This window comes from Pseudoduganella sp. S-14 (assembly GCF_049913285.1).
Taxonomy (GTDB): Bacteria; Pseudomonadota; Gammaproteobacteria; order Burkholderiales; family Burkholderiaceae_D; genus Rugamonas.
In genome coordinates, this window is sequence record NZ_CP183991.1 from 4281840 (window position 1) to 4307000 (window position 25161).

Here is a 25161-nt window from a genome sequence, read left to right on the forward strand (position 1 = left end):
CGGGCTATTTGCCCGCTTGCCCGGGTTCGGACGCCTTGCCGCCCGTTGCACCGGACTTCTTGCTGTCCTTGCGGGCATCCTTGTCCGGCACCCAGTTGCCTTTGCCGTCGCGCATATGGTTGTGCGGGGTGACGGCACGCTTCTTGTCTTTTCCGGCCTTGGTAGGCGCTTCCTGACTGGCCGCAGCGGGTCCAGGCTTTTCCGGAGCGTCCGCGCTCCTGGCTGGCAGGGATATGCCGAGGGCCATGCAGGTAACAAGCAGGGCCCGGGGGAATATGGTTTTCATCGTCGCTCCTTCATGGTTGCGGGGGGGGATACCGCTGCAATCGACGCTACGCCCGCCCGCCGCGCGGAGCCATGATCTGGATCATTTTTTCGCCCCGATCACCGTAAGCCGGCAATTTGATCTGGATCATTGAAACAATGGCCGCCGAGGCAATAGCATGTTCTGCATCCCCACAGGGAAAGGCCCGACGATGAAGAACGCAAGGAGCAGGCAGGTTTCGCCCGCCACCGTCCTGGTCTGGGACGTGCCGGTGCGCGTATTCCACTGGCTGCTGGCGGTCTGCTTTGCCGGTGCCTACCTGACGTCGGAAAGCGAGGACTGGCGGCTGGTGCACGTCACGCTTGGCTACACCATGGCCGGCCTGATCGTATTTCGCTTGGTCTGGGGCTTCATCGGCTCGCGCTATGCGCGCTTCAGCGACTTTGTGCGCGGCCCTGCAGCAGCGGCAAGCTACCTGCGCTCACTCCTGCATGGCAAGCCGCAGCACTTCCTTGGCCATAACCCGGCGGGGGCACTGGCCATTCTCGGCCTGCTGGCGCTCGGTGCAGCCACTGCCGCAACCGGCTGGATCGTACTACAGGAATCCAGCGCCGAGCTGTGGGAAGAAGTCCACGAAACATTCGCCAACCTGATGCTGGCACTGGTGCTGATTCACATTGCAGCAGTCATTGTGAGCAGCCGGCTGCATCACGAAAATCTGGTGGCGCCGATGTTCAGCGGTGTGAAGCACGGGCAGCCGGAACAGGCCATCCGGCGTGGCTGGTGCAGCATCGGCCTGCTGGTGCTGCTGGTGGTAGCAGTGTTCTGGTGGCTGCAATGGAAAATGTCATAAATCCGACTTGGGAGCACATCATGTACAAGACAATTGTTGTCCACGTTAGCCCGGTTTCCGGCATGCCGGCGACGTTTGCTGTTGCGGCGGGCCTGGCCAAGGCGCATGGCGCCCACCTGGTCGGCACTGCCGTCAGCGGCTGGCTGGAACTGAACACGCTGATGTCGACCGGCGCGCCGATGGCCGTCATGCCGACGCCCGATCCTGAAACCTTGCGCCAGGAAGCGCGCCAGCGGCTCGAGGCTTTCGAGCGCCAGTGCTTCGAGGCGGAGGTCGATTCCTTCGAATCGCGCCTGCTCGACACCTCGGCGGTTGAGGCGCTGATCCTGGAATCGCGCTATTGCGACCTGCTGGTAGCCGGCACCCAGGACGTGGCCGACTACGGCGTGCTGGCCCCTTCGCGCCTGCCGGGCCGCCTGGTCACGCAGTGCGTGCGCCCGGTGCTGCTGGTTCCGCCCGGCCTGCGCCAGCCCTCGGCAAAATTCGATAACGTCATGATCGCCTGGAACGGCAGCGCCGGCGCCAGCCGCGCGCTTGCCTTCGCCCTGCCATTGCTGCAGCGCGCCTCGCAAGTCATGATCGCCGTCGTCAACCCGGGCAATGAACGCATCGACATGGCTGCCGAGCCGGGCGCCGACCTGGCCACCTACCTGGCACGCCACCATCGCAATGTGCGCGTAATCGGCCTGGATACCGTGGCGGAAACCGGCAGCGCCCTGTGCGAGCTGGCGCGCCAGAACCACGCCGATCTGCTGGTGGCCGGCGCCTATGGCCACAGCCGCATGCACGACTGGGTCCTCGGCAGCACTACGGCCAGCCTGGTCGAGCAAAGCCCGGTGCCGCTGCTGATGACGCAATGAAGGATAGCGGCCATGGCAGCTTGCTGCTGCTCTCCAATGAGATCCAGCTGCTGCTGTCGGAAGAGCGCACGGCGCTGTCGCTGCTGCGCACCGGCATTGCAGTCTTTGCCCTCCCCTTGTCGGTACTTGGCCTGCTGATCGCCACCTCCGGCAGCTACCGCTTCCATGAAGTGGTGCTGCTGCTTTGGCCCTTGCTGGTGCTGAGCGCAGTACTGGTAGTGCTGGGCGGCTACCTGTCGGTCAAGGGTTTGCTCGAGGTGCATCGCTGCGACCGCCGCGTGCGTGAGCTGAAAGCGCGCAACCAGCAGGCAGCGCGCCTGCTGGATGGCGACGCCGTCCTGCCGCGCTAGACTACGCCCCGCCGCTCAGTACCAGGCGCATGCCAATGGCGCCTTCCGACGCGGCCGGCGCCACCGTGAAGCCCAAGTGATGCGCCAATTGCAGCATGCGCAGGTTTTCCGGCAAGGCTTCACCCACCAGCTCCTGCGTGCCGCGCGCACGGCAATAGCGCAGCATTTTTTCCATCAGCAGCGCGCCCAGCCCGTGCCCCTTCAGGTCGGAGCGCACCACCACGGCAAATTCGGCGCGGATGTTGTCGGGGTCGGCCACGGCGCGCGCCACGCCGATCGTTTCCGGCCCGTCTGCGCCCACGCGGGTTGCGATGAAAGCCATCTCGCGGTCGTAGTCAATCTGGGTCCAGCGCGCCAGCTGCGCCGGTGGCAGCGACTTCATCTGGGCAAACATGCGGAAGCGCACGTCTTCCGGTGTCAGGGCGGCAAAGAAGGCGCTGTGCTGCGGCGCATCTTCCGGGCGGATCGGACGCAGAAGGAGCGTGCTGCCTTCCCAGGTCACGCTTTCCTCCAGCTCCGCGGGATACGGCCGGATGGCAAAACGGGCCGGCCCGATTTGCGCGGCCGTGGCTACCCGCATGCGCGCATCGAGCGCCAGCACGCCATGCTCGTCGGCCAGCAGCGGATTGACATCAAGTTCCTGCACCTCGGGCAAGTCGGCCAGCAGCGTGGCGATGCGCACCAGCGCTGTGCACAGCGCTTCCATGTCTGCCGGCGGGCGGCCTCGGTAGCCCGCCAGCAGGCGCGCCACACGGGTGCGCCCCACCAGGTCGCGTGCCAGCACCTGGTTCAGCGGCGGCAGCGCAAGCGCACGGTCGCCAATGGTTTCAACTGCGACGCCGCCCTGGCCGAACAGGATCACCGGTCCGAAAACAGGATCGCAGCTGGCGCCGACAATCAGTTCATGCGCCCCCGGCCGGCGCGCCATGGCCTGCACCGTGAAGCCGCGCAGGTGCGCCCTTGGATACAGCCCATGCAAGCGGTCGCGCATCGCCAGCGCCGCTGCTCGCACTGCTTCCGGGGTTTCCAGGTCGAGTGCGACGCCGCCCACCTCGGTCTTGTGGGTGACGTCGGGGGACAGGATTTTGAGCGCCACCGGGTAGCCGATGCGCCCGGCCAGCAGCACGGCAGCCTCCACCCGGTCGGCAATCCCCGTTTCCACTACCGGAATGCCGTAACAGGCCAGCACCTCCTTGGCTTCCGGCTCGCTCAGCATCTGCCGGCTCGACTGCAGGGCATGAGCGATCACTTGCCGTGCGCGGGCCTGGTCCGGGCAGAAATCGCCCGCTGCGGCGGCCGGCACCTCCATCAGCAATTGCTGCGCGCGGTGGTAGTTCACCATCTGCATGAATCCGCCCACCGCATCCTCCGGCGTGCCGAAGCTGGCCACGCCGGCCTCGCCCAGCACGCGCCGCGCAGGGGCCATCCCTTCGCCGCCCAGCCAGCAGGACAGCATATTGCGGCTGCTGCCGCGCGCTGTTGCCGCCACCGCCTGCGCCACTTCCATCGACGGCACGATGGCGGTCGGGGCGTGCATCACCAGCACCGCATCGACGCCCTCGTCATGCAGCAGCGCCTGCAGCGCCTCGCTATAGCGCTGGCCCGGTGCGTCGCCGATGATGTCGACCGGGTTGGCATGCGACCAGGTGGCTGGCAACACTTCGTCCAGGCGGCGCAAGGTAGCCGGCGCCAGCTGCGCCAAGGTGCCGCCCGCGCCCACCAGCGCATCGGTGGCCAGCACGCCGGGACCGCCGCCATTGGTCAGGATTGCCAGCCGCTCCCCTGCCAGGGGGCGGCCGGCGGCCAGCGTTTCCACCGCATCAAACAGATCCTCGGTGCTCAATACGCGCAGCATGCCGGCGCGCCGGATGGCGGCGTCGTACACCGCATCGTAACCCGCCAGTGCACCGGTATGCGAACTTGCGGCGCGTGCGCCCTCGGCAAATCGCCCCGACTTCACAACCAGCACCGGCTTGCTGCGCGCCGCGGCACGTGCTGCGGACATGAACTTGCGCGCCGAGCGCACGTCTTCCATGTACAGAAGGATGGCCTGGGTGCTGCGGTCGGTGGCCAGGTAATCGAGCACGTCGCCGAAATCGACATCGCAGCCGTCGCCCAGTGAGACGAAGCGCGAGAAGCCTATATTGCGGCTGCGCGCCCAATCCAGGATGCCCGTCACCATGGCCCCGGACTGCGACACGAAAGCCAGCTTGCCGGGCAGTGCCGGGAGGTGGGCGAAGCTGCCGTTCAAGCCGATGCCCGGCAGCAGCAGGCCGACGCAATTGGGTCCCAGGATGCGCAGCAGGTGCGGCCGCGCCGCCGCCAGCATGGCCGACTTCTGGGCCGCATCGAGGCCGGCCGTGATGACCACCGCGGCCTTGCAGCCCATCTGCCCCAGTTCCTCGACCAAGCCGGGCACGCTGGCCGGCGGCGTGCAGACCAGCGCCAACTCGGGCGCCTGCGGCAGGTCGCGCACGCGGTGGTAGACGGTGCGCCCGCCCAGCGCCGCGTATTTCGGATTGACCGGCCACACCGGGCCGCTGAAGCCGCCCTGCAGCACATTGGCCAACACCGTGGCGCCCACGCTGTGCGGGCGTTCCGAAGCGCCGATCACGGCCACTGAGCGCGGTTGAAACAGGAATTCCAGGTTGCGAATGCTCATGCTTTCCTCTCAGTTGGGCGCCGCCAGCGCACAGCGGCGCGCATGGCCGCCTGGTTGACCACAAAACAGGCTGCTCCTACCGCCACCGCCAGGCCAAGTTCGAGGGCACCCAGCACCCCGAACTGGAAGGCTTGCCCCAGCGGGGGCACATACAGCACCAGCAGCAGCATGGCGCAGGTCACGGCCGCCACCAGCTGCGATACGCGGTTGCCGCCAGCCCTGGGCAGCGGCGCGCTGCGGGCAGCCGACAAATTCGAGAAAATCAGCGAGAGGTTGACCAGCACCAGGGCTGAGAAGCCGGCCGCGCGCGCAGCCGGCGCCGGCATCTGCTGCAATGCCCAGGCATAGGCCAGCGCCGTCGCCAGCAAGCCCACCACACCTTGCGCCAGCGCGCCCGCGAGGGTGGCCCGCTCAAGCAAGGGCGCATTGGACCGGCGCGGCGGGCGTGCCATGGCGCGGGCGTCGGACGCCTCGTATTCAAAGGCCAGCGAGCACGCCGGCCCGATCACCAGCTCAAGGAAGGCGATGTGCATCGGGTACAACAGCATCGGCCAGCCCAGCAAGGCGGGCAGCAGGGCCATGCCGGCAATCGGCATATGGATCGCAAACACATACGAGAAGGCGCTGCGCATATTGGCGAAGATGCGGCGCCCAAGCCGGATGCCGCGCACGATGGAGGCGAAATTATCGTCCAGCAGCACCAGCGCCGCCGCCTCGCGTGCGACGTCGGTGCCTCGCTGGCCCATGGCGATGCCGACGTGGGCCGATTTCAGTGCCGGCGCATCGTTCACGCCGTCGCCCGTCATGGCCACCACCTCGCCGTTGGCTTTCAATGCCTCGACGATGCGCAACTTCTGCATCGGGCTGATGCGCGCACACACGGTGGCGCTGGCCAGGCGTTCGCGCAAGGCGGCATCGTCCAGGCGCTCCACTTCTTCGCCCGTCAGCACATCGCTTTGCGGCAGGCCGGCATGCCGTGCAATGCTGCTGGCCGTGGCCGGGTAGTCGCCGGTGATCATGATGACGCGGATGCCGGCGCCATGGCATTGCTCGACCGCGTCCGGGACTTCTGCGCGCAAAGGGTCGGCCAGACCCATCAGGCCAAGGAAGCTGTAGCTGAAGCCGTCCTGCGCCGCCGGCAGCAGGGAGGCTGCATGCTGCGCGCGCGCCACGCCGAGCACGCGCAAGCCCTGCGCCGCCATGCGGTCCGCTGCCCCGCGCATCGCAGCCATCTGCGCATCGTCGAGCCGGCACAGGGCGCCGATGGTCTCGGGCGCGCCTTTGGCGGCCACCGTTGCCAGGTCGTCCTCCCCCTCTTCCCACACCTGCGTCATGGCGCGCAGGCCAGCCGACAGCGGATATTCGCGCAGCAGCCCATCCTGGCGCGGAGCGCCTGCCAGGGCGTGGAAGGCCTGCTCCATCGGATCGCTGGCGCGCGGCCTGCTGGCCAGTGCGGCAAAGCGCACCAGTTCATCGAAGGCAGCCGGCAGCCCGGCCTGGACCGGCGCGGGCATTTGCAGGAATTCTCCCTCGGCATACAGCTGCTCGACGCCCATCCGGTTTTCCGTCAGGGTGCCGGTCTTGTCGGTGCATAGCACGGTGATCGAGCCCAGCGCATCGATCGATGGCAGGCGCCGCGTCAGCACTTGCACGCGCGCCATGCGCCATGCGCCGATGGCCAGGAACACCGTCATGATCACCGGGAATTCGGCCGGCAACAGCGACATCGTCAGGGCAACGCCAGCCAGGGTGGCCGCCAGCCAGTCGCCCCCCTGCAAGCCATACAGCACGACCGCCAGCAGGCTCACTGCCACACCGGCCAGCGCCATCAACCGCGTCATGCGGTTCGCGTCGCGCTGCATCGGCGACAGTTCGCTGCCCACCGCCTGCAGGCTGCGGCCGATCTTTCCCAGTTCGGTGCGCGGCCCGGTGGCACTGACGCGCGCCAGGCCGTCGCCCTGCAGGACAAGGGATCCAGACCACACAAATGGCATCTCGTCGCCGCCTGGCGCAGCTGGCGCCTGCTTGCCTCCGGCTGCGCACTTGGAAACCGCCATCGACTCGCCGGTCAACTGCGATTCGGCCACCCGCAAACCGCTTGCCCTTAGCAGCATTGCGTCGGCAGCTACCCGGTCGCCTTCGGCCAGCAGGAGCAAATCGCCTTCCACCACTTCGCTGCCGGCAATGCGCAGTGCACGGCCTTCGCGCAGCACCAAGGCGCGCGGCGAACTCAGGTCGCGCAGGGCCTGCAAGGCGCGCTCCGTGCGGCCTTCCTGGAACAGGGCCAGGCCGATGGTCAGCGCCGCCATCGCCAGCAGCGCCACGCCTTCCTGCCAGTCGCCCAGCGCCAGGTACAGCACGGCAGCCCCCAGCAACAGCAGGAACATCGGTTCGCGCACCGTGTGCAGCAGCAAGGCCGCCATGCGCCGCTGCGCCTGCGGCAGGCTGTTCGGTCCCTGCGCGGCCAGCCTGCGCCGCGCTTCCTCATGGGACAAGCCCTGCCATTCAAGCTCTTGCATGCTGTACCTCCAGGCGTCGCTCATCGGCCCACCTTAGCGGGCGCGCCGCGGCTTGCACATGATCGAAGTCAAGTCCGGCCGGAATGATTGAGCTCACTACAAATCATGATCCAGGTCATATACTGTCTTGCGGCCCTCGTCCACACTGGGCCGTCCCGGTTCGCGGAGCTTGCCTATGGCCACTTCCTCTCATGCTGCAAGACGCTTGCGCTATGCCGTCGCCACGGTGTTGCTGCTGGCAGCCGTCGGCGGCCTCGCCTGGCGCCACGCCGGACCGCTGGCGGTGCGCGTGGTCACCGCGCAGCGGGGCCAGGCCGTAGACGCCATCTACGCTACCGGCACGGTGGAACCGACCGTCATGATGCCCCTGGCGCCGCGCGTCGGCGGCCGCCTGGCCGCGCGCACAGTGGATGAAGGCGACAAGGTGCGCAAGGGCCAATTGCTGGCCCGGCTGGACGATGCCGACCTGGCCGGCGCCGTCGACGAGCAGCAAGCCCGACTCGCCTATGCGCGCAGCCAGCATGAGCGTGCCTCGGCACTGGCCGCACGCGGCTTTGTCGCGGCTGGCGAAGCGGACCGCAGCCGGGCCGAGCTGAAGGCAGCAGAAGCGGCGCTGCGCCGCGTGCGCGCCCAGCGCGACTACATGGCCCTGACGGCCCCCGCCGATGGCATCATCATCCGCCGCGATGGCGAAGTCGGGCAGTACATCAGCCCCGGCCAGGCCGTCTTCGTGCTGGCCTGCTGCGCGCCGCTGCGCGTGACGGCCGAGATCGACGAAGAAGACATCAACCGGGTGCACCGCGGCCAGGCCGTGCTGCTGAAGGCCGATGCCCTGCCGGGCCAGGTGTTTGACGGCACGGTCAGTGAAGTCACGCCCAAGGGCGACCCGGTGGCACGCAGCTACCGCGTGCGCATCGCGCTGGCGGCGCCCGGGGCCCTGCAAACTGGCATGACGGTCGACGCCAACCTGGTAGTCGAACGCCATGACCATGCGCTGCTGTTGCCGGCCAGCGCGGTGCGCGACAATGTGGTGTGGCTGGTGGACGGCCAGCGCCTGAGGCAGCGCCGGATCGTGGCCGGGATCCGCGGACCGCAGCGTGTCGAGGTGCGCCAGGGCCTGGACGGTGGCGAGCAGGTGGTGGCGCAGCCAGATTCCGCGCTGTCGGAAGGCCGCTGGGCGCGGCCGCTGCCGGCGCCGGCCCAGCAGCCGCAACAACCGCGCTAGGAAGCCATGCGCGTCCAGCTCACCATCGCCCTTGCCCATCTGCGCCAGCGCCCGCGCTCGACCCTGGTGTCGCTGCTGGGCATCATGCTGGGGGTGGCCTTTTTCCTGGCCGTGTCGGCCCTGATGCGGGGCTCGGAGCAGGACTTCCTCAAGCGCCTGGTCGACAACAGCGCGCACATCACCGTCATGGACCAGTACCGCACGCCGCGCGTGCAGCCGGCCGAAGTGCGCTGGCCCGGCGCGGCGCTGGCCATCAGCAACGTCAAGCCGCAGCAGGAAACGCGCGGCATCCGCAATTACCGCAACAAGCTGGAAGCGATCGAGAACCTGCCCGGCGTACGCGTGGCGCCTGTGCTGCGCGGTTCGGCCGTGCTGACCTTTGCCGGCCAGCAGCAAGGCCTCAGCCTGTCGGGCGTTGTGCCGTCACGCATGAAGGATGTCTCCACCATCGATGAACAGATGGTGGCCGGCACGCTCGACGAGCTGTCGGCGGCACCGAACGGCGTGATCATCGGTCAAGGCCTGGCCGACAAGTTTCAGCTTGGATTGGGCAGCACGGTCAATGTCCTGACCGCCAGCGGCGGCAGCCGCATCATGAAAGTGGTCGGCATTTTCCGTACCGGCAACGCCGGCTATGACGAGGCCGAAGCCTTCACCCTGCTCAAGCGCGCGCAGGTGATCCTGGAGCGCCCCAACCGCGTCAACCGCTTCATCATCCAGCTGGCGGACCCGCAGGCGGCACGCACGGTGGCCGCCGCGATCGAAGCGAGCGTCGGCTACAAGGCCGTGTCCTGGATCGAAGCCTCGGAGGACCTGCTGAGCTTACTGTTGGTGCGCAATATCATCATGTACAGCGTGGTGACGGCGATCCTGGTGGTGGCCTCGTTCGGCATCTACAACACCATTTCCACCATCGTGGTCGACAAGCGGCGCGACATCGCCATTCTGAAGGCCATGGGCTTCCAGGCGGCCGACGTGCGCCGCATCTTCCTGTACCAGGGCATGGTGATCGGCTTGCTGGGCAGCGCCGCCGGGCTCCTGCTGGGCTACGGCATGATGCACGTGCTGGCGCGGGTCGAGCTCAAGCCGCCCGGGGTAAGCGACGTGGTCGCCATGCCGATCTGGTGGGGCGCCGACCAGTACCTGCTGGCCGTGGCCTTTGCCATGGCCGCCTGCCTGGGCGCGGCCTATCTTCCCGCCAGCAAGGCCGGCAAGCTGCAGCCGGTCATGACCTTGCGTGGCGCCATATGAGCCCGGTCCTGCGCGCCGAACACCTGCTGCGCCGCCTGCCGGGCGAGGCGCCGGTGACCCTGGTCGACGACGTGTCGCTGGAAGTCCAGCGCGGCGAATTCATTTGCATCATGGGCCCCTCCGGTTCCGGCAAGTCCTCCCTGCTCTACCTGCTGGGCTTGCTCGACAGCCCGGACAGCGGCAAGCTCTGGCTCGACGGCGAAGACAGCAGTGCCTGCGACGACGACCGCCTGGCCGAACTGCGGCTGGCCAAGCTCGGCTTTGTGTTCCAATTCCACTTCCTGCTGGCGGAATTTACCGTGCTGCAAAATGTGCTGTTGCCGATGCAAAGGCTGGGCCGGCTCGGCGACGCGGCTGCGCCGGCACGCGCCTTGCAATTGCTGGAACAGCTGGGCATTGCCGACCAGGCCGGCAAGTATCCGTCCCAGTTGTCCGGCGGCCAGCGCCAGCGCGCGGCCCTGGCGCGCGCCCTGGCCAACGATCCCCTGCTGATCTTGGCCGACGAACCGACCGGCAACCTTGATTCGGCCGCCACCCTCAACGTACGCCAGATCCTGCGCAGCCTGGCCGACGCCGGCCAGACCGTGGTGGCGGTGACCCACGATGCGGAATTTGCCAGCGCCGCCGACCGCGTCATTGGCCTGGTCGATGGCCGCGTCGCGCCGGGCTGGCGTCCTGCCGCGGCGCCGCGCCATACGGATGACTGACCGGGCCAGGCAGCGGTGCCGCCGGCAGCGCCGGACTTGATCCAGGTCATGGATGGCGCCCTGCCACCGGGTGCAGACTGGCTGCATCACCTAGCCAAGGGAGAACGCCATGTCCTACCGCACCATTGTGGTCCACGTGGACCGCGCCCCCAATGCCGCCGCCCGCATCGAACTGGCCGCCCAGCTTGCCAGGCGGGAAGGCGCCCACTTGGTGGGAGCCGCCATGACCGGCGTGCCGCGCTATATGCTGGCCGGCAGCCCGTATGAAGGCAGCGGCGTGCTGATCGCCGACCACCTGCGCCGTGCCGGCGAGCGCGCCACCATTGCCCTGGCCAGGTTTGAGGAAATCGCCAGCCGCATCGGGGTGCCGCACGAACAGCGCCGCCACAATGTGGACGAGTATGCCGGCCTGTGCCTGCAGGCGCGTTATGCCGACTTGCTGGTGCTGGGCCAGGCCGATCCCGACGATCGCGACGAAGGCGGCCTGCTGCTGGATTTACCGGAACAGGTGCTGCTGCACGGAGGCCGCCCAGTGCTGCTGGTGCCGCGCAGTGGCAGCTTCACTCCGCCATCGAAGCATGCGCTGCTGGCCTGGAACGGCAGCCGCGAAGCCGCGCGGGCGGCCAGCGCTGCCCTGCCGCTGCTGCAGCAAGCCGGCCAGGTGACGCTGGCGGTTCTTGGCGCCGGCCGGGGCGACCACGGCGAGGAACCGGGCGCCGATATTGCGCTCTACCTGGCGCGCCACGACATCAAGGTCAATGTGCTGGTGCAGCCGCGCGCCGCCGACGCCGGCAAGGCCCTGCTGGCACTGGCCAGCGAACTAGGGGCCGACCTGCTGGTGATGGGCGCCTACGGCCATAGCCGCTGGCGCGAAATGGTGCTTGGCGGCGCCACGCGCAGCATCCTGGCCCAGGCCACATTGCCGGTCCTGTTGATGCACTGAGCGCGGAGGAAGCCATGCAGCCAACGCCGCCTACCAGCCAGACCCAGCTGGACCAGCGCCACCATCACCTGTTCGACATGATTGACGCGCTGCCGGCCCAGCCGGCCGCCAGTTTTGCTGCCGCCTATCACAAGCTGGTCGCCGCCATCGAGCAGGATTTCCGCGACGAAGAGCAATGGATGGACGGCTGCCAGTGCGCCGGCGCGCACCAGCACCGCGAGCAGCATGCCCGCATGCAGGCCGGCCTGCATCACGCCGCAGCGGCGCTGGAACGGGGCGATCCCGCGCCAGCGCGGCAAGCCGCGGCAGCCCTGCGCGAATGGCTGCCGTTCCACATCGCCACCCAGGACCGGCACCTGCTGCATGCGCTGCGGCAGGCAGCCGCGCCCTAGCGGCGCGCGGCGCCGATGACCGCGTAGCCGGCCACGAGCACTCACTCCTGCTTCGGCATGGGCTTCATGCCTTCGCGCTCGACCATCTGCTCCATCATCATCTGCATCATGTCCATGCGTTTTTCCATCATGTCCATGCGTTCGGCCTGAGCCGGCTTGACATGGCCGCCGCCCGTCATGGGACAGCTTTGCGCGCTGGCCTTGTCCTGGCCGCGCATCATCTGGCAACCCATCATCTGCATCATGCCGCCGCCGGCAGGGCGCATGGCTCGCACGCCTTCATGCATGCTGTCCAGGTGTTGCTGCATCAGGCGTTCGCGTTCCTTTGGGTCCCTGGTGGCTCGGATCTGCTCCATCTGGGCCACCATCTTCTTCATCTGCTCATAGGCCGCGGCAAAGCGCTGGTCGCTTGCTGCCGCGCCGTGCGACGGCTTGGCGGCTTGGAGCGGATGATGCAGGTCGTCTGCATGGGCAGCGGGGGCAAGCATCAGGCTGGCAAACACGACCGATATCAATGTGCGCATCACGTTCTCCCTGGTAATGGTTGGGTCATGGGACAGCCTGGGTCCGCGCAAACCGGTCGCTCCCCGCATTGGCTGTTCATGCATGACACAATCTTAGACAAGAGCCGCCGCCAGTTAAATGATCCAGGTCATGGCAGCCGTTCGGCGTTGCCGCCACACTGACCCCAGGACTCCAGGAGGACACTATGTACAAGACCATCTTGCTCCATGCGGATGCAGCGCGCAGCGCCCCGGCGCGCCTGCGGCTGGCGGCCATGCTGGCCGAACAGCAGCAAGCGCACCTGGTGTGCACCGCCATGACCGGCATTTCACGCTACGCCTACCGCACTCACGAAAACCAGCCTTACCAGGTGATCCGCCCTGACCTGGCGCAAATGGCTACTGCCAACGCCAGCCTGGCACTGGACAAGCTGGGCCGGCTGGCCGACAGCCTGGGCCTGCATTCCTGCGAGCGGCGCCTGATCAACGACGACGCCTACGGCGGCTTGCTGCTGCAAGCACGCTACGCCGACCTGGTGGTGCTGAGCCAGGCAGACCGCGACGATCCCGCCACCGGCGGCATGCTACAGGACTTGCCGGAACAGGTCATCCTGAACTGCAGCCGCCCTGTGCTGGTGGTGCCCTTTGCCGGCGCGTTCGCCAGCATCGGCAAGACGGTGCTGGTGGCCTGGGATGGCAGCGCCCAGGCCACGCGGGCCGTCACACAGGCGCTGCCGGTGCTGCGCGGCGCCAGGCGCGTGGTGGTCGGCATGATCGATCCAGTCAGCGGCGGAGACGAACACGGCGAGGAACCGGGAGCCGACATTGCCACCTACCTGGCGCGCCACGGCATCCAGGTGGAAGTACGCAGCGAAAGCGGCACCGGCGAAGCCGGGGAAGCGCTGCTGGCCATGGCCGACAAGGTCGGCGCCGACCTGCTGGTGATGGGTGCCTACGGCCATCCGCGTTATCGCGAAATCATGCTGGGGGGCGCTACACGCACGGTGCTGGCTAGCGCCACCTTGCCGGTGCTGATGTCGCATTGAGGCTTGGCCGCTGGCGGCACGGCCATGCCGCCAGCGCCAGGCCCTGTTCAGTTGATCGCCACTTGCTTGCTGGATTTGCCTTCCAGCTTGGGCAACACCAGGGACAGGATACCCTCGGCATAGCGGGCCTCGACTTTCGCCGCGTCGATGTCATGCTGTAGCGTAAAGCTGCGGCGCTGTGCACCGTAGTAGCGTTCCGAGCGCACGGTCTTGCCGCTCTTGTCGTCCTGCTCGCGCTTCAATTCGGCGCTGATGGATACCACGTTTCCGTCCACCTCAACCTGGATGTCTTCCTTCTTGACGCCTGGGATCTCGGCTTTCACGGTATAGGCCTTGTCCGACTCCTCGACATCCATCCGGATGCGTGGCTCGACAGTCCAGTCGCCGAGCGCCGGACGCAGGTTGAAGTCGCGCAGCCAGTCTTCCATTGCATGGAATGGTTCAAAACGCGCGATGTCGTTGAAGGGGTCGAAACGGGTCAGGTTTTTAGCCATGATAGTCCTAGCTTTCTGGTTGGTTGGAGAGGGGCACCGCCTGCGATGCCAGTCTTTATGTTATGGAGACGCCATCGCGTTGCACATGATCCAGGTCATAGAAAGCCCAACATCGCGCGTGTCACCCTTCATGGCAAATGGAAAATGTAATGGGAATAGTCTTGCGCCGCTGGCGCCTCTTTGCGCGGCGCCTCATCGGGTGCGCCCTTCTCTGCTGTCCCTGCGTGGCAGCGGCGATGGAAGGCCGGGTGATCGACGCATCGAACGGCCTGCCGATCGCTGGCGCCGTGGTGGTCGCAGGCGCGGCCAGCGTGCAGACCGGCGGCGATGGCAGCTTCTTCCTGCCGGCGCCGGCCGGCCAGGTATCGGCGCGCGCCATCGGTTACGCGCGCGCCACCATGGCAGTTGGCGGCCAGGAAGAGGCCCGGCCCACCTTGCGCCTGGCGCCACTGCGGCCCAAGGCCCTGTACCTGTCCGCCTACGGCATCGGCAACCAGGGCCTGCGCGACGCAGCCCTGCACCTGCTTGCCACCACCGAGCTCAACGCGCTGGTGATTGACCTGAAGGGCGACACCGGCATGGTTCCCTACCCCAGCAAGGTCGCGCAAGCGGCGCTATGCGGCGCGCGCGACGTCACCACGGTGCGCGACATGGCGGCGCTGGTCGCGCAACTCCGGCGCGATGGCATCTACCTGATCGCGCGTATAGTCGCCTTCAAGGACGACCGGCTGGCCAAGGCCCACCCCGAATGGAGCATCCGGAGCGCCGACGGCGATGTATTCCGCGACGGCGAGCGGCAGGCGTGGATCGATCCTTTTCAGCGCGAAGCATGGGACTACCTGCTCGACCTGGCTCAGGAGGCGGCCGCCATGGGCTTCGATGAAATCCAGTTTGATTACGTGCGCTTCCCCGACACCCGTGGCCTGCGTTTCGCACAGCCCAACATGGAACGCAACCGGGTAGCGGCCATCACCGGCTTTCTGCAAGCTGTGCGCCAGCGCCTGGCTCCTTACGGCGTTTTTCTTGCCGCCGACCTGTTTGGCTATACGGCCTGGAACACGGGCGACACGGAGATCGGCCAGGACTTGCCGGCCATCGCCAGGGTGGTCGATTACGTTTCGCTCATGCTGTATCCATCCGGCTACCAGTTCGGCATTCCCGGCGTGCCCGACCCCATGCAGGAACCGGCACTGATCGTACAGCGCACCCTGCAGCGAGCCATCGCGCGCACCGGCGGCAATGGCCGGCGCTTCCGTCCCTGGCTGCAGGCCTTCCGTGACTACGCCTTCGACCACCGCCCCTTCGACGCCGATGAGATACGGGCCCAGGTCGACGCCGCGGAAAGTGCCGGGACCGACGGCTGGATGCTCTGGAATCCGCGCAACAGCTATAGCGCGAATGGCCTGCGGGAATAGCCGGGGAATTATTGAGTTCAAATCAAAAGTGTTTGGCAAATCCTGGGCTTAATCTGCAAATATTGCCCCGGTACACTGCGATCCATTGAAAACCTCCAGGAGTATCTTCCAATGCGATCCTCTACCGCCCTGTTAGCCCTTGCCACCGGCGCCTTCGCCATCGGCACCACCGAATTTACCCCCATGGGCTTGCTGCCCGTGATCGCCGACGGCGTCAATGTCGGCATTCCCACCGCCGGCATGCTGGTCTCGGCCTATGCCGTCGGCGTCATGGCCGGCGCGCCGGTGATGACCTTGCTGTTCAGCCGTTTCGGCAAGCGTGCCGCCCTGATGGCGCTGATGCTGATCTTCACTGTCGGCAACCTGCTGTCGGCCTTTGCGCCAAGCTATACCACCCTGCTGCTGTCGCGCCTGATCACCAGCCTCAACCATGGCGCCTTCTTCGGCATCGGCGCCGTGGTGGCCGCCAGCGTCGTGCCGAAGGAGAAACAGGCCAGCGCCATCGCGGCCATGTTCATGGGTCTGACGGTCGCCAATATCGGCGGCGTGCCGGCCGCCACCTGGATCGGCCAGCAGGTCGGCTGGCGCGTCGCCTTTGGCGGCACCGCCGTGCTGGGGCTGGTCACCATCGCCGCGCTGTGGCTGGCCTTGCCCAAAGGAGAACCCGGCACGCCGCCCGACCTGCGCCGCGAACTGAAAGTGCTGATGCGTCCCGACGTGCTGCTGGCGATGGGCACGACCGTCATGGGTTCCGGCGCCATGTTTGCGCTCTATACCTATGTGGCGCCAATCCTGGCCGAGATCACCCATGCCGGTCCGGGCTTCGTCGCCATTGCCCTGGTGCTGATCGGTGTCGGTTTCACGCTCGGCAACAGCCTGGGCGGCCGTCTGGCCGACTGGTCGCTCGATGGTGCCACCAAGCTGATTCTCGCCGCACTCGCCATCACCATGGCGATACTGCCGCTGGTCATGCAGACCGAGGCCGGCGCTGCCATTGGCCTCGTGATCTGGGGCGCTGCGGCTTTTGGCATCGTGCCGCCCGTGCAGATGCGCGTGATGCAGGCGGCGGCGCAGGCCCCTGGCCTGGCCTCCTCCGTGAACGTCGGCGCATTCAACCTGGGTAACGCGCTTGGCGCGGCGTTGGGCGGCGTGGTGATCAGCCTGGGCCTGGGCTATGGCGCGGTACCGCTGGTTGGCGCAGCGCTGGCTGCCGGCGGCCTGGCGCTGGTCTGGCTTGGGAACGCAGGACGCCGCGATGCTTCGGCCTCCGCCGCTGCCTCGGTTTGAACCTAGCCGGGCGCCTTGAACGGCATGTCTTTCATGGGTGGGCACGTCTTGCGAGGTGCCCAGTCCCACCAGCCATGGTTCTTAACGAGTTTCATTTTCCATTGACGCTTCTGGTCCGAGGCGCAAGTTGCGGTTGCAACCAGTTCGCCATTCGGCATCCAGGTCGGCATCCCGAGGTCGACGTACCGGGACCTTTTATCGGGGTCCGAAATGAAGTTGTAGCCCGACCAGGACATTTCGCCGTTCACTGCATATACCGTCCACGCGTCGCCATCGAGCCCACCTCCGTGTGAAGCGGCGAGATAGGCGCGGCGGTCTTCCGAGAACAGGACACTGGTCCCGCCTTCCGTGACAGCGCCGGTCTGTTCGTTAATCAGTTTGCCGGTGAATTCGTAGGCTTCTTCGACATTGACCAAGACGAAGCCTTCTTTGCGGTCGCAAAAGTAGTAGTGGACGCCATCCATCGGCTCGTCATACGGGGGTTCGTCCTTGAACGATTGAACGCCCGCCTTGGTGCTGACCTTCAGCAGGTGCGCGCCTTTGCGCACCACCACGCCCGCGCCAAGCTTGCTGATGCGCGCTTGATCGCGTCCCGTACGGCTCGCGCATTCCAGTTCGAGGGGAGCTGCGCGCAGCGTGGTGCCGGCATGCGCCAGCGAAGCGAGTAAGATCGATTGGGCGAGCTTTTTCATTGGTTTATTGATTCCGGAGCTGATCGTTCACCTGCATCAGGCGCTGGACAAACTGTGCAGGATTCCTGACCGGGTGGTACAGGTTAGGCGCCTTGATCATGGCAACCAGGCCCACGAATTCCTGCTCCGAAAGCCGGTCCAGTGGCTTGCCGTAGTAGCTGAGGGCCGCCGCGCCGAACCCGCGCACCTGCCGGCCCTCCTGGGTGCCCATATAGACCAGAGCAGAATAAGCGGCGAGCTGCTGGGGCTTACCCAGCTTGCGGTCCAGCACCAGAGCCATCACGTCACGCCCGATATCGATCTTTTTGCAGCAATCGAAGACGCCGCGGTAAAAGCGCTGGAACGCGCCTGTAGCGCCGTCAAACTGCGCCTCGCCGAGGTACACGCTGCGTGCGAGCGAAGACGTGATGGTCGCCAGTCCCTGCCCGCCAAGGACGCTTAGGCCCGAATGATGGTAAAAGTCCGGGTCTTCGACCTGCAGCAGGATCTCCACCTGGCGCGGCGACAGCGGCACGGCGGATGCCTGCGGCAGGTTTTGGACGGCCGCTGGAAAAGCTGTCCAGGCCCAGGCTGCGGCAATGGCAAGGTAGCCAGCCAGCGCAAGCAGCAATGCCAGCAAAGACCTTTGTGCTAATCGTGCCAGTTTCAATGAGTACCCCGGTTCGCCTGTCAAATGGCCGCAGACTGTAGCCGAACTCGGGACCTGAAAGTCTATCGAATAATCACGAGTGCCGGCTTTCATGGCAAATGTCGTATCATGCTGGCATATTTCAGTTCCTGCCCAACGAGTGCACCGATACGACCTGATTAGCTGCCATGACTGCGGCGTGCTGCATCGCCGGCGCCCGGTGCGCCCGCGCGAAAAAGCGCGCTGCGTGCGCTGCCGCTCGATCATGTATCGGGGCATACATTCGGACGCCAGCCGCATGGCGGCCATCATCCTGGCCGCCCTGATCGTGTATGTCATCGCCCAGTGCTTCCCCATCGTTGAACTGGAGGTGAACGGCACTGTCTCGCGCGCCACGCTGCTGGGAGCCATCGTCGTGCTGTGGCAGGGGCATATGCCGCTGGTGGCCGCGGCGGTCTTCCTGTTTACCATCCTGCTGCCGGCGGTCGAACTGCTGTCGCTGCTGCACGTCACGCTGTCGCTGGCGGGCGGCCACAAGCCAAAACTGTTCAATGTCCTGCTGTATGCCGTCCACCTGGCGCGGCGCTGGGGCATGACGGAAGTGCTGATGATCGGCATCCTCATCACCATCGTCAAGATGACCAGCCTGGCCACGGTGGTGCTGGAGCCTGGCCTGTTCGCGTTTGCCGCGCTGACGCTGATGCTCGCCATCGTAGTGTCGTTCGACCCCAAGATGCTGTGGAACCTGGGCGACGCCCTGACGCCGCAGCCGGACGTTCCGCCGCCCGTCCCCCTGGCAGCGTTGTCATGCCACGTCTGCGGGCTGGTGTCGGCAGACAGCGGGGCACGACGGCAGGACTGCCCGCGCTGCCACGCGCGCCTGCACCACCGCCATCCGGACAGCCTTGGCCGCACCTGGGCCCTGCTGATTGCCGCCGCCATCCTGTACATTCCTGCCAACCTGCTGCCTGTGATGTACACCCATTCCCTGTTCGGCCTGGAGGACGACACCATCATCAGCGGCGTGCTGTATTTCTGGGACAGCGGTTCGCCCGCCCTGGCCGCGATCATCTTCGTCGCCAGCATCCTGGTACCGCTGCTGAAGCTGGCCGCTCTGTCGCTGCTGGCATGGACTGCACAGCGCCGTTCGCGCTGGCGGCCGTTACAGCGCACCAGGCTTTACCGCATGGTGGAATTCGTAGGACGCTGGTCGATGCTGGACATCTTCGTCATCACCCTGACCGTGGCCCTGGTACGCTTCCAGACGCTCGCCACCATCACCGCCGGCCCTGGGGCCCTGGCGTTTTGTGCCGTCGTGGTGCTGACCATGCTGGCATCGATGCAATTCGACCCGCGCCTGATCTGGGATCCCGTCCCGCCCAATGGAGAAAAACATGCCTGAACACGACGGCACCCCAGCCAATACCGCCGGTGCTCCCCTGCCCCAGCCCCAGGTCGACAGGGCCAGCCACTGGTTGCCTTCGCTGGTGTGGCTGCTGCCGCTGCTTGCGGCGCTGGTCGGCATCGGCCTGGTGGCCAAGTCCTACTTCGACGAAGGGCCGACCGTGGTGGTCAGTTTCCGCAGCGGCGAAGGACTCGAAGCCGGCAAGACCAAGGTGAAATACAAGGACGTGGACGTCGGCCAGGTGCGCGCGATTTCCCTGTCGCCGGACCTGAGCAAGGTGCTGGTGACCATCGACATGAACAAGGATGCGCGCCGCTTCACCGCGGCCGATACCCGCTTCTGGGTGGTCAAGCCCCGCATCGGCGTGAGCGGCGTCTCCGGCCTTGGCACGCTGCTGTCCGGCGCCTACATCGGGGTCGACGCCGGCAAGTCGAAAGACAGCAGCCACGAATTCACGGGCCTGGAAAAAGTGCCGCAAGTGGCGGGCGACCAGAAAGGTACGCACTACACCCTGCACGGCGAGTCGCTCGGTTCGATCGACGCCGGCTCCCCTGTCTTCTATCGCCGCATCCCGGTCGGCCAGGTGATCAGCTATGAGCTGGAAAACAACGGCCAGGGGGTTGCCATCCGGGTCTTCGTCAACGCGCCTTACGACCAGTATGTGGGCAAGAACACGCGCTGGTGGCATGCCAGCGGCGTCGACCTGCAGCTCGACTCGGGCGGCTTCAAGCTGAATACGCAATCGGTGGCAGCCATGCTGGTTGGCGGCATCGGCTTCGAATCGGTCACCGGCCGCAAGCCCGACAGCGTGGCCGCAGCGGGCACTGAATTCCCGCTGGCGGCCGACCAGGCCCGCGCAATGCGCGAGCAGGACGGCGCACCGATCACCACCGTGTTCTACTTCAACCAGTCGCTGCGCGGGCTCTCGCCCGGCGCGCCGGTGGACTTCCGCGGCATCGTGCTGGGCGAGGTACGTTCGGTAGGCGTGGAGTTCGACCCGGTCAAGAAGGACTTCCGCATGCCCGTCACGGTGGACATGTATCCGGGCCGCCTGGGCCGCCGCTTCCAGGAGACGGTCACCGACGAGAAGGACCGCAACGCCGGCCCGCTGGTACTCGAGCGCATGGTCAGCCACGGCTTGCGCGGCCAGCTGCGCACCGGCAACCTGCTGACCGGCCAGCTGTATATTGCGCTGGACTTCTTCCCCAACGCGGCCCAGGTCAAACTGGACATGAACGCCTACCCGGTCGAAGTGCCGACCGTACCCAACGCGCTGGACGAACTGCAGGCGCAGATCGCCAGCATCGCGCGCAAGCTGGACAAGGTGCCGTTCGACCAGATCGGCAACAACCTGCGCGACTCCCTGAAGAGCGCCGACAACCTGTTCAAGAAGGTCGATTCGCAACTCGTGCCGGAACTGCAGTCCACGCTGGGCGAGGCGCGCCAGACCTTCGGCGCGGCGCAGCAGGTACTGCAGCAGGATTCGCCGGTGCAGTCCGACCTGCGCTCAGCCTTGCAGCAACTGACGCAAACCCTGCAATCGCTCAATGAGCTGTCGGATTACCTGCAGCGCCATCCGGAAGCGCTGATCCGCGCCAAACCCCAGCCTGCGAAGGAGAACAAATGATGCGCTGGCAATCCCTGTCAGGCGGCGTAGTGCTTGCCTTGTCGCTGGCCGGCTGCGCAAGCCCGCCTCCGGAACGCTTCTATAGCCTCAGCAACGGCATGGCCCCTGCCGCCAGCGCGCCCAATCCCGGCTACTACATCGAGGTGCAGAATGTGACGGTGCCGCAGCAGGTGGCGCGCAGCCAGCTGGTGGTGACTTCCGGCGAGGGGCGCGTCGACCTGCTGGAGCAGGAGCGCTGGTCCTCGCCTCCGGCAGCGGAGATCGGGCAGGCGCTGTCGCTGGCCATTTCGGGCGAACTTGGCGCCATCGACGTGTTCCGCACGCCGCAGCCGGAAAAGGCCGCGGTCTACCGCATCAACACCAATGTGCAGCGCTTCGAATCGGCGCCCGGAAAATATGCGCTGCTGGACGCCGTCTGGAGCGTGCGCCTGGCGGGCAGCGCGCAAGTGCTGGCCTGCCGCAGCACCGCCCGCGAGGAAGTGGGCGCCGGCTATGACGCGCTGGTGATGGGCCACCGCCGCGCGATCGCACGGGTGGCGGCGGATATCGCGATAGCCGTGCGCAGCCAGGCTGCAGGCAAAGGGATTTGCCCTTAACCTTCCGCAGTAATCGCCTTGAGTGCGGCCACATGTCGCCGCACCTCATCGGCCGGGAGCGGGCCGCCATGCCCCATGAAGAAATGCTGCGCCCCCGCATCGAGCATTCTTTCCAGTTGCACCGCTACTGCCTGCGGATTGTCTTCAAAAGGCGGCCGCTTCGCCTTGCCGGTCCTGGCGATTCCGCCGAGGAGGATGCCGGAGGATACCAAGTCCCCCACCATGGCGTCACCGCCCCCCAACTGCACTGAAACCGAGCCGCACGTGTGGCCCGGCGTAGGCCGCACCGCGCCGTCGATGCCGAACCGGTCCAGGGCAAGCTCGTCGCCGTCCTGTAGCAGCAGGTCGGGAGTGAACGGCACATACGGCCGCCGAATCAGCCCGGTGCGGAGAAAGGCGTGGCCAAACCAGCCGGTGGCACAAAAAGTCATGGGCCGTTTTTGCTGATAGAAATCCAGGTCGCCTGCGTGCGCCATGATCGGCGCGCCGGTCAGCGCACGCAGATGGGCGGCACTTCCCGCATGATCGATATGTGCGTGCGTTACCACGATCAGCTTGACGTCCGATAGCTCCAACCCGCGCCGTTGAAGCGCGCGCTCCACTTTATGGCAGCTCCCCGGCAGGCCCGTATCGACCAGAACGCTGCCTTTGGCGCCCACCACGACGTGGCAGTTCACCATGCCCAGCGGCGCAACGCTGACGCGGATGATTTCGTGCGTTCCCATGCCCTGCATTCCTCGCAAAAAAGAGACAGGCTTATTGTCCACCGTCCCGGCAATCCCTTAGCATGGCGATATCCGCAACTTTTTGACCGATATGGTCAACCGCCATGAAACGTATTCGTATCGCCCTGCTTGCCTATCCTGGATGCATGGGCCTCCAGCTTTTCAGCGTGGCCGACATCCTCGCCATTGGCGCCGACCTGGCGCGTTCGCCGATCACTCTGGAGCTGCAATGGGTATCGCTGCATGGTCGGCGGGTACGGCTGTCGGGCGGCACGGCGCTGGAAGCTGTCAAGCCGACCGGAAAATACGACGTGCTGGTGGTTCCCGGCTTTGGCCTTACGCGCCCGGTGGACTGGCAACTGAAGCTGGGCGCCCGAACCAGGGAAATCGCGTTCATACGCCGTTGCTTTACCAGGGGCACGCGGGTCGCATCGGCTTGCGTTGGTGCATTCCTGTTGGCCGAAGCAGGTTTGCTGGACGGCCGCAAAGCCGTCACTTCCTGGCTGTTCGCCGGGGAGCTGGCACGGCGCTATCCGGCAGCAGACGTGCAGGCCGAAGCGCTCCTGCTGGAAGACAGCGCGGTGATCACAACCGGCGCGGTGAGCGCAGCGACCGACCTGGCCATTTTTCTTGTCAAACGGCTGTTTGGGGCTGAAGCGGCAGTTGCGACCGCACGCGTCACCCTGCTGGCAGAGCAGCGCAACAGCCAGGCGCCCTACGTCGACGCCAATGTCGCGGCACAATCGTTGCCGGAATTCTCCCAGCGCCTCCTCGAATGGTTCAACAAGCGGCTTTCAGTGCCCTACTCGCTGCAAAAAGCCGCCGCGGCCTTTCACACCAGCCCAAGCACCCTGATGCGGCGGGTTCGTAACGAAACCGGCCAGACCCCGCTGGCACTGCTGCATGGCGCGCGCGTGGAGAAGGCAAGGCAGCTGTTGCGGACCACCACCTGGAACATGCCGCGCATCGCCGAAGCCGTGGGGTATGCCGATGCCAGCAGTTTTTCCCGCCTGTTCTCCCGCCTGACCGGGCAGACGCCGATGCGCTACCGGCGCCAGTGATGCGCGCCCGCACCAGCGCCATCACGGGCGCTTGAACCTGGAGCGTGCCGATTCGACCCTTGCGCGCACGACGCAGCCGTGCGAATGATCGTTGACCAGGCCCATGGCCTGCATGAATGCATACACCGTCGTCGGTCCTACGAACTTCCAGCCCTGCTTCTTCAGCGCTTTGGACAAGGCCATCGCTTCGGCGGACGTGGTGACAGACTGCGGCGCCGCCGTTGCCCCAGGCGAAGGTTCGAATTTCCAGACGAAACGCGCCAATGATCCTTCGCTCGCGATCAGCTCCCTGGCGCAGCGGGCGTTGTTGATGACCGCTTCAATCTTGCCGCGATGGCGAACGATGCCTTCATCATGCAGCAGGCGTTCAACGTCGCGTTCCGAGAAGCGCGCAATGCGCTCAATATCAAAGTCATGGAAGGCGCGCCGGAAGTTTTCGCGCTTGGCCAGGATCGTCCGCCAGCTCAACCCGGACTGGAATCCCTCCAGGCAGATTTTCTCGAACAGGCGGCTGTCGTCTACGACAGGAAAGCCCCACTCCGCGTCGTGGTAATGCAAAAATTCCGGCGCAGCGCCGCACCAACGGCATCGTGCGCCACCATCTGGCCCGGCAAAAAGTTCGCCCACCTTGCTCCTCCCTTCAAGATTCGGATTAGGACATTCGTCCTACACAAATGGTAGGATACGGCCGCAGAGCTTGTCAAGCGTGCATCAAGCCGGCTCATGAATAAACCGGACCGTGATGATATGCTACCCGCATGAAAAACCTGGCTGAAGCTATCGCACAATGGACCGAGGACGCGGAAGACTACCAGTCCCCCATTGCCAATCTTTACCTGTACCGCCGCAATGAGCCGACCCCGCCGAACGTCTGCCTGGTAGAACCCGGCATCGTGATGGTCGCGCAAGGCGCCAAGCAATTGGTGATCGGCGAGCAATGCTACCGCTACGATGCGCAGCGTTTCATGGTGACTGCGCTGAACCTCCCCGGCAGCTCGCAAGTACTGGAAGCGACGCCGGAGCAGCCTTGCCTTGGCCTGGTCTACAAGCTTGACCTGCGCACTATCACCGAACTGTCCACGCACAGCAGGCTGCCGGCAGCGGCCGACGTTTCCAGCCAGGGCGTGGCGGCCATCGGCAGCCTGACGCCCGCGCTGGCGGACCCTTTCCGGCGCCTGATCGCCTTGCTCGACGAACCGGAGTCCCTGGCCGTGCTGGCGCCGCTGGTCGAACGCGAGATCCACTACCGGCTGCTGCTCAGCGACCAGTCCGCGCGCCTGCGCCAGATTGCCTCCACCGGCAGCCAGGGCTTCCGCATTGCGCGCGCACTCGACTGGCTGCGCGTGCATTACGCCCAGCCGCTGCGCCTGGACGAACTGGCGGCGCACGTGAAAATGAGCACGTCCAACCTGCACCTGCATTTCCGCCAGCTGACTGCGATGAGCCCTTTGCAGTACCAGAAATGGCTGCGCCTGAACGAAGCGCGGCGCTTGATGCTGAACGAAGACCTGGATGCCGCCAGCGCTGCGTTCAGGGTCGGCTACGAAAGCCCTTCGCAGTTCAGCCGCGAGTACAGCCGCCTGTTCGGCGCCCCGCCCAAGCGCGATATCGACAGCATGCGGCGCGAAGCCGCTGCTGCCTGAAGCGCCAAAGAG

The 25161-nt window shown here is 66.1% G+C and carries 25 protein-coding genes; 16 read left to right on the top strand and 9 right to left on the bottom strand.

The annotated features are described in order from the left end of the window. Nucleotides 1–4: 4 nt before the first annotated feature. Complete coding sequence (locus ACN9MZ_RS19440) at nt 5–286, bottom strand: hypothetical protein (protein ID WP_426338593.1); 282 nt, start codon at nt 284–286, stop codon at nt 5–7. A gap of 190 nt (nt 287–476) precedes the next feature. On the opposite strand from ACN9MZ_RS19440, the gene ACN9MZ_RS19445 reads away from it, so the two are divergent. From ACN9MZ_RS19445 to ACN9MZ_RS19455, 3 genes are read left to right on the top strand one after another with little or no spacing between them, the layout of a single operon-like run. Next, entirely contained in the window at nt 477–1118 is a 642-nt protein-coding gene (locus ACN9MZ_RS19445; RefSeq protein ID WP_426338594.1) for a cytochrome b/b6 domain-containing protein, read from the top strand. Between the two features lie 20 nt (nt 1119–1138). Next, a complete protein-coding gene (locus tag ACN9MZ_RS19450) occupies nt 1139–1978 on the top strand; it encodes a universal stress protein (protein WP_426338595.1) in 840 nt (279 codons plus the stop codon). Next, nucleotides 1975–2328, top strand: a complete 354-nt coding sequence (locus ACN9MZ_RS19455; RefSeq protein WP_426338596.1) for a hypothetical protein — start codon at nt 1975–1977, stop codon at nt 2326–2328. The genes ACN9MZ_RS19450 and ACN9MZ_RS19455 overlap by 4 nt, the downstream gene beginning before the upstream one ends. Before the next feature lies 1 nt (nt 2329). Here the strand turns inward: ACN9MZ_RS19455 and ACN9MZ_RS19460 are convergent, their stop codons facing one another. Continuing rightward, nucleotides 2330–4990: a bifunctional acetate--CoA ligase family protein/GNAT family N-acetyltransferase gene (locus ACN9MZ_RS19460; protein WP_426338597.1), complete on the bottom strand. Its 2661-nt coding sequence runs from the start codon at nt 4988–4990 to the stop codon at nt 2330–2332. Then, complete coding sequence (locus tag ACN9MZ_RS19465) at nt 4987–7509, bottom strand: cation-translocating P-type ATPase (RefSeq protein WP_426338598.1); 2523 nt, start codon at nt 7507–7509, stop codon at nt 4987–4989. Before ACN9MZ_RS19465 ends, ACN9MZ_RS19460 begins: the two co-directional genes overlap by 4 nt. 175 nt (nt 7510–7684) lie before the next feature. On the opposite strand from ACN9MZ_RS19465, the gene ACN9MZ_RS19470 reads away from it, so the two are divergent. The 5 genes from ACN9MZ_RS19470 (at nt 7685) to ACN9MZ_RS19490 (ending at nt 12027) form a co-directional block, all read left to right on the top strand. Beyond that, nucleotides 7685–8734 (top strand): efflux RND transporter periplasmic adaptor subunit, encoded by a 1050-nt coding sequence (locus tag ACN9MZ_RS19470; protein WP_426338599.1) that lies wholly within the window; start codon nt 7685–7687, stop codon nt 8732–8734. A gap of 6 nt (nt 8735–8740) precedes the next feature. Then, entirely contained in the window at nt 8741–9985 is a 1245-nt protein-coding gene (locus ACN9MZ_RS19475; RefSeq protein ID WP_426338600.1) for an ABC transporter permease, read from the top strand. After that, a complete protein-coding gene (locus tag ACN9MZ_RS19480; RefSeq protein ID WP_426338601.1) occupies nt 9982–10692 on the top strand; it encodes an ABC transporter ATP-binding protein in 711 nt (236 codons plus the stop codon). Before ACN9MZ_RS19475 ends, ACN9MZ_RS19480 begins: the two co-directional genes overlap by 4 nt. A 109-nt stretch (nt 10693–10801) precedes the next feature. After that, nucleotides 10802–11635, top strand: coding sequence for a universal stress protein (locus tag ACN9MZ_RS19485; protein ID WP_426338602.1), 834 nt, complete (start codon nt 10802–10804; stop codon nt 11633–11635). Between the two features lie 14 nt (nt 11636–11649). Continuing rightward, the gene (locus tag ACN9MZ_RS19490; protein ID WP_426338603.1) at nt 11650–12027 is read left to right on the top strand and encodes a hemerythrin domain-containing protein; all 378 of its coding nucleotides are present in this window, start codon (nt 11650–11652) and stop codon (nt 12025–12027) included. 41 nt (nt 12028–12068) lie between these two features. Here ACN9MZ_RS19490 and ACN9MZ_RS19495 read toward each other — a convergent pair whose 3' ends face one another. Then, nucleotides 12069–12551 (bottom strand): hypothetical protein, encoded by a 483-nt coding sequence (locus ACN9MZ_RS19495; protein ID WP_426338604.1) that lies wholly within the window; start codon nt 12549–12551, stop codon nt 12069–12071. A gap of 185 nt (nt 12552–12736) precedes the next feature. On the opposite strand from ACN9MZ_RS19495, the gene ACN9MZ_RS19500 reads away from it, so the two are divergent. After that, nucleotides 12737–13576: a universal stress protein gene (locus tag ACN9MZ_RS19500; protein ID WP_426338605.1), complete on the top strand. Its 840-nt coding sequence runs from the start codon at nt 12737–12739 to the stop codon at nt 13574–13576. Nucleotides 13577–13623: 47 nt separating this feature from the next. On the opposite strand, the gene ACN9MZ_RS19505 is transcribed toward ACN9MZ_RS19500, so the two are convergent. After that, nucleotides 13624–14070, bottom strand: coding sequence for an Hsp20/alpha crystallin family protein (locus ACN9MZ_RS19505; protein ID WP_426338606.1), 447 nt, complete (start codon nt 14068–14070; stop codon nt 13624–13626). A 224-nt stretch (nt 14071–14294) separates the two neighbouring features. Between ACN9MZ_RS19505 and ACN9MZ_RS19510 the strand changes: the two genes are divergently transcribed. After that, entirely contained in the window at nt 14295–15485 is a 1191-nt protein-coding gene (locus ACN9MZ_RS19510) for a putative glycoside hydrolase (protein ID WP_426338607.1), read from the top strand. Between the two features lie 111 nt (nt 15486–15596). Next, nucleotides 15597–16772: an MFS transporter gene (locus tag ACN9MZ_RS19515; RefSeq protein ID WP_426338608.1), complete on the top strand. Its 1176-nt coding sequence runs from the start codon at nt 15597–15599 to the stop codon at nt 16770–16772. Between the two features lie 2 nt (nt 16773–16774). On the opposite strand, the gene ACN9MZ_RS19520 is transcribed toward ACN9MZ_RS19515, so the two are convergent. Continuing rightward, nucleotides 16775–17464, bottom strand: coding sequence for a hypothetical protein (locus ACN9MZ_RS19520; RefSeq protein WP_426338609.1), 690 nt, complete (start codon nt 17462–17464; stop codon nt 16775–16777). 4 nt (nt 17465–17468) lie between these two features. After that, nucleotides 17469–18083 carry a transglycosylase domain-containing protein gene (locus ACN9MZ_RS19525; protein WP_426338610.1) on the bottom strand — a complete coding sequence of 205 codons (615 nt, stop codon included), beginning with the start codon at nt 18081–18083 and terminating at the stop codon, nt 17469–17471. A 169-nt stretch (nt 18084–18252) separates the two neighbouring features. Between ACN9MZ_RS19525 and ACN9MZ_RS19530 the strand changes: the two genes are divergently transcribed. The 3 genes from ACN9MZ_RS19530 to ACN9MZ_RS19540 are packed head-to-tail and all read left to right on the top strand — an operon-like array spanning nt 18253 to nt 21720. Continuing rightward, nucleotides 18253–19494 carry a paraquat-inducible protein A gene (locus ACN9MZ_RS19530; protein ID WP_426338611.1) on the top strand — a complete coding sequence of 414 codons (1242 nt, stop codon included), beginning with the start codon at nt 18253–18255 and terminating at the stop codon, nt 19492–19494. Beyond that, a complete protein-coding gene (locus tag ACN9MZ_RS19535) occupies nt 19487–21124 on the top strand; it encodes an intermembrane transport protein PqiB (RefSeq protein ID WP_426338612.1) in 1638 nt (545 codons plus the stop codon). The genes ACN9MZ_RS19530 and ACN9MZ_RS19535 overlap by 8 nt, the downstream gene beginning before the upstream one ends. Next, nucleotides 21121–21720 (top strand): PqiC family protein, encoded by a 600-nt coding sequence (locus ACN9MZ_RS19540; RefSeq protein WP_426338613.1) that lies wholly within the window; start codon nt 21121–21123, stop codon nt 21718–21720. Before ACN9MZ_RS19535 ends, ACN9MZ_RS19540 begins: the two co-directional genes overlap by 4 nt. Here ACN9MZ_RS19540 and ACN9MZ_RS19545 read toward each other — a convergent pair. Continuing rightward, nucleotides 21717–22445, bottom strand: coding sequence for an MBL fold metallo-hydrolase (locus ACN9MZ_RS19545; RefSeq protein ID WP_426338614.1), 729 nt, complete (start codon nt 22443–22445; stop codon nt 21717–21719). The two genes, ACN9MZ_RS19540 and ACN9MZ_RS19545, sit on opposite strands and share 4 nt — an antisense overlap. 104 nt (nt 22446–22549) lie before the next feature. On the opposite strand from ACN9MZ_RS19545, the gene ACN9MZ_RS19550 reads away from it, so the two are divergent. After that, nucleotides 22550–23506 carry a GlxA family transcriptional regulator gene (locus ACN9MZ_RS19550; RefSeq protein ID WP_426338615.1) on the top strand — a complete coding sequence of 319 codons (957 nt, stop codon included), beginning with the start codon at nt 22550–22552 and terminating at the stop codon, nt 23504–23506. 21 nt (nt 23507–23527) lie between these two features. Here the strand turns inward: ACN9MZ_RS19550 and ACN9MZ_RS19555 are convergent, their stop codons facing one another. After that, nucleotides 23528–24133, bottom strand: a complete 606-nt coding sequence (locus ACN9MZ_RS19555) for a DNA-3-methyladenine glycosylase I (RefSeq protein ID WP_426338616.1) — start codon at nt 24131–24133, stop codon at nt 23528–23530. A 131-nt stretch (nt 24134–24264) separates the two neighbouring features. Between ACN9MZ_RS19555 and ACN9MZ_RS19560 the strand changes: the two genes are divergently transcribed. Further along, complete coding sequence (locus ACN9MZ_RS19560) at nt 24265–25149, top strand: AraC family transcriptional regulator N-terminal domain-containing protein (protein WP_426338617.1); 885 nt, start codon at nt 24265–24267, stop codon at nt 25147–25149. The last annotated feature ends 12 nt before the right edge of the window (nt 25150–25161 follow it).

Coding starts and splice junctions, on each gene's coding strand:
- ACN9MZ_RS19475 (WP_426338600.1), top strand. CDS start 8,741: ATGCGCGTCCAGCTCACCATCGCCCTTGCCCATCTGCGCCAGCGCCCG.
- ACN9MZ_RS19470 (WP_426338599.1), top strand. CDS start 7,685: ATGGCCACTTCCTCTCATGCTGCAAGACGCTTGCGCTATGCCGTCGCC.
- ACN9MZ_RS19445 (WP_426338594.1), top strand. CDS start 477: ATGAAGAACGCAAGGAGCAGGCAGGTTTCGCCCGCCACCGTCCTGGTC.
- ACN9MZ_RS19460 (WP_426338597.1), bottom strand. CDS start 4,990: ATGAGCATTCGCAACCTGGAATTCCTGTTTCAACCGCGCTCAGTGGCC.
- ACN9MZ_RS19490 (WP_426338603.1), top strand. CDS start 11,650: ATGCAGCCAACGCCGCCTACCAGCCAGACCCAGCTGGACCAGCGCCAC.
- ACN9MZ_RS19500 (WP_426338605.1), top strand. CDS start 12,737: ATGTACAAGACCATCTTGCTCCATGCGGATGCAGCGCGCAGCGCCCCG.
- ACN9MZ_RS19545 (WP_426338614.1), bottom strand. CDS start 22,445: ATGGGAACGCACGAAATCATCCGCGTCAGCGTTGCGCCGCTGGGCATG.
- ACN9MZ_RS19550 (WP_426338615.1), top strand. CDS start 22,550: ATGAAACGTATTCGTATCGCCCTGCTTGCCTATCCTGGATGCATGGGC.
- ACN9MZ_RS19455 (WP_426338596.1), top strand. CDS start 1,975: ATGAAGGATAGCGGCCATGGCAGCTTGCTGCTGCTCTCCAATGAGATC.
- ACN9MZ_RS19495 (WP_426338604.1), bottom strand. CDS start 12,551: ATGCGCACATTGATATCGGTCGTGTTTGCCAGCCTGATGCTTGCCCCC.
- ACN9MZ_RS19515 (WP_426338608.1), top strand. CDS start 15,597: ATGCGATCCTCTACCGCCCTGTTAGCCCTTGCCACCGGCGCCTTCGCC.
- ACN9MZ_RS19535 (WP_426338612.1), top strand. CDS start 19,487: ATGCCTGAACACGACGGCACCCCAGCCAATACCGCCGGTGCTCCCCTG.
- ACN9MZ_RS19465 (WP_426338598.1), bottom strand. CDS start 7,509: ATGCAAGAGCTTGAATGGCAGGGCTTGTCCCATGAGGAAGCGCGGCGC.
- ACN9MZ_RS19520 (WP_426338609.1), bottom strand. CDS start 17,464: ATGAAAAAGCTCGCCCAATCGATCTTACTCGCTTCGCTGGCGCATGCC.
- ACN9MZ_RS19480 (WP_426338601.1), top strand. CDS start 9,982: ATGAGCCCGGTCCTGCGCGCCGAACACCTGCTGCGCCGCCTGCCGGGC.
- ACN9MZ_RS19505 (WP_426338606.1), bottom strand. CDS start 14,070: ATGGCTAAAAACCTGACCCGTTTCGACCCCTTCAACGACATCGCGCGT.
- ACN9MZ_RS19440 (WP_426338593.1), bottom strand. CDS start 286: ATGAAAACCATATTCCCCCGGGCCCTGCTTGTTACCTGCATGGCCCTC.
- ACN9MZ_RS19560 (WP_426338617.1), top strand. CDS start 24,265: ATGAAAAACCTGGCTGAAGCTATCGCACAATGGACCGAGGACGCGGAA.
- ACN9MZ_RS19540 (WP_426338613.1), top strand. CDS start 21,121: ATGATGCGCTGGCAATCCCTGTCAGGCGGCGTAGTGCTTGCCTTGTCG.
- ACN9MZ_RS19450 (WP_426338595.1), top strand. CDS start 1,139: ATGTACAAGACAATTGTTGTCCACGTTAGCCCGGTTTCCGGCATGCCG.
- ACN9MZ_RS19485 (WP_426338602.1), top strand. CDS start 10,802: ATGTCCTACCGCACCATTGTGGTCCACGTGGACCGCGCCCCCAATGCC.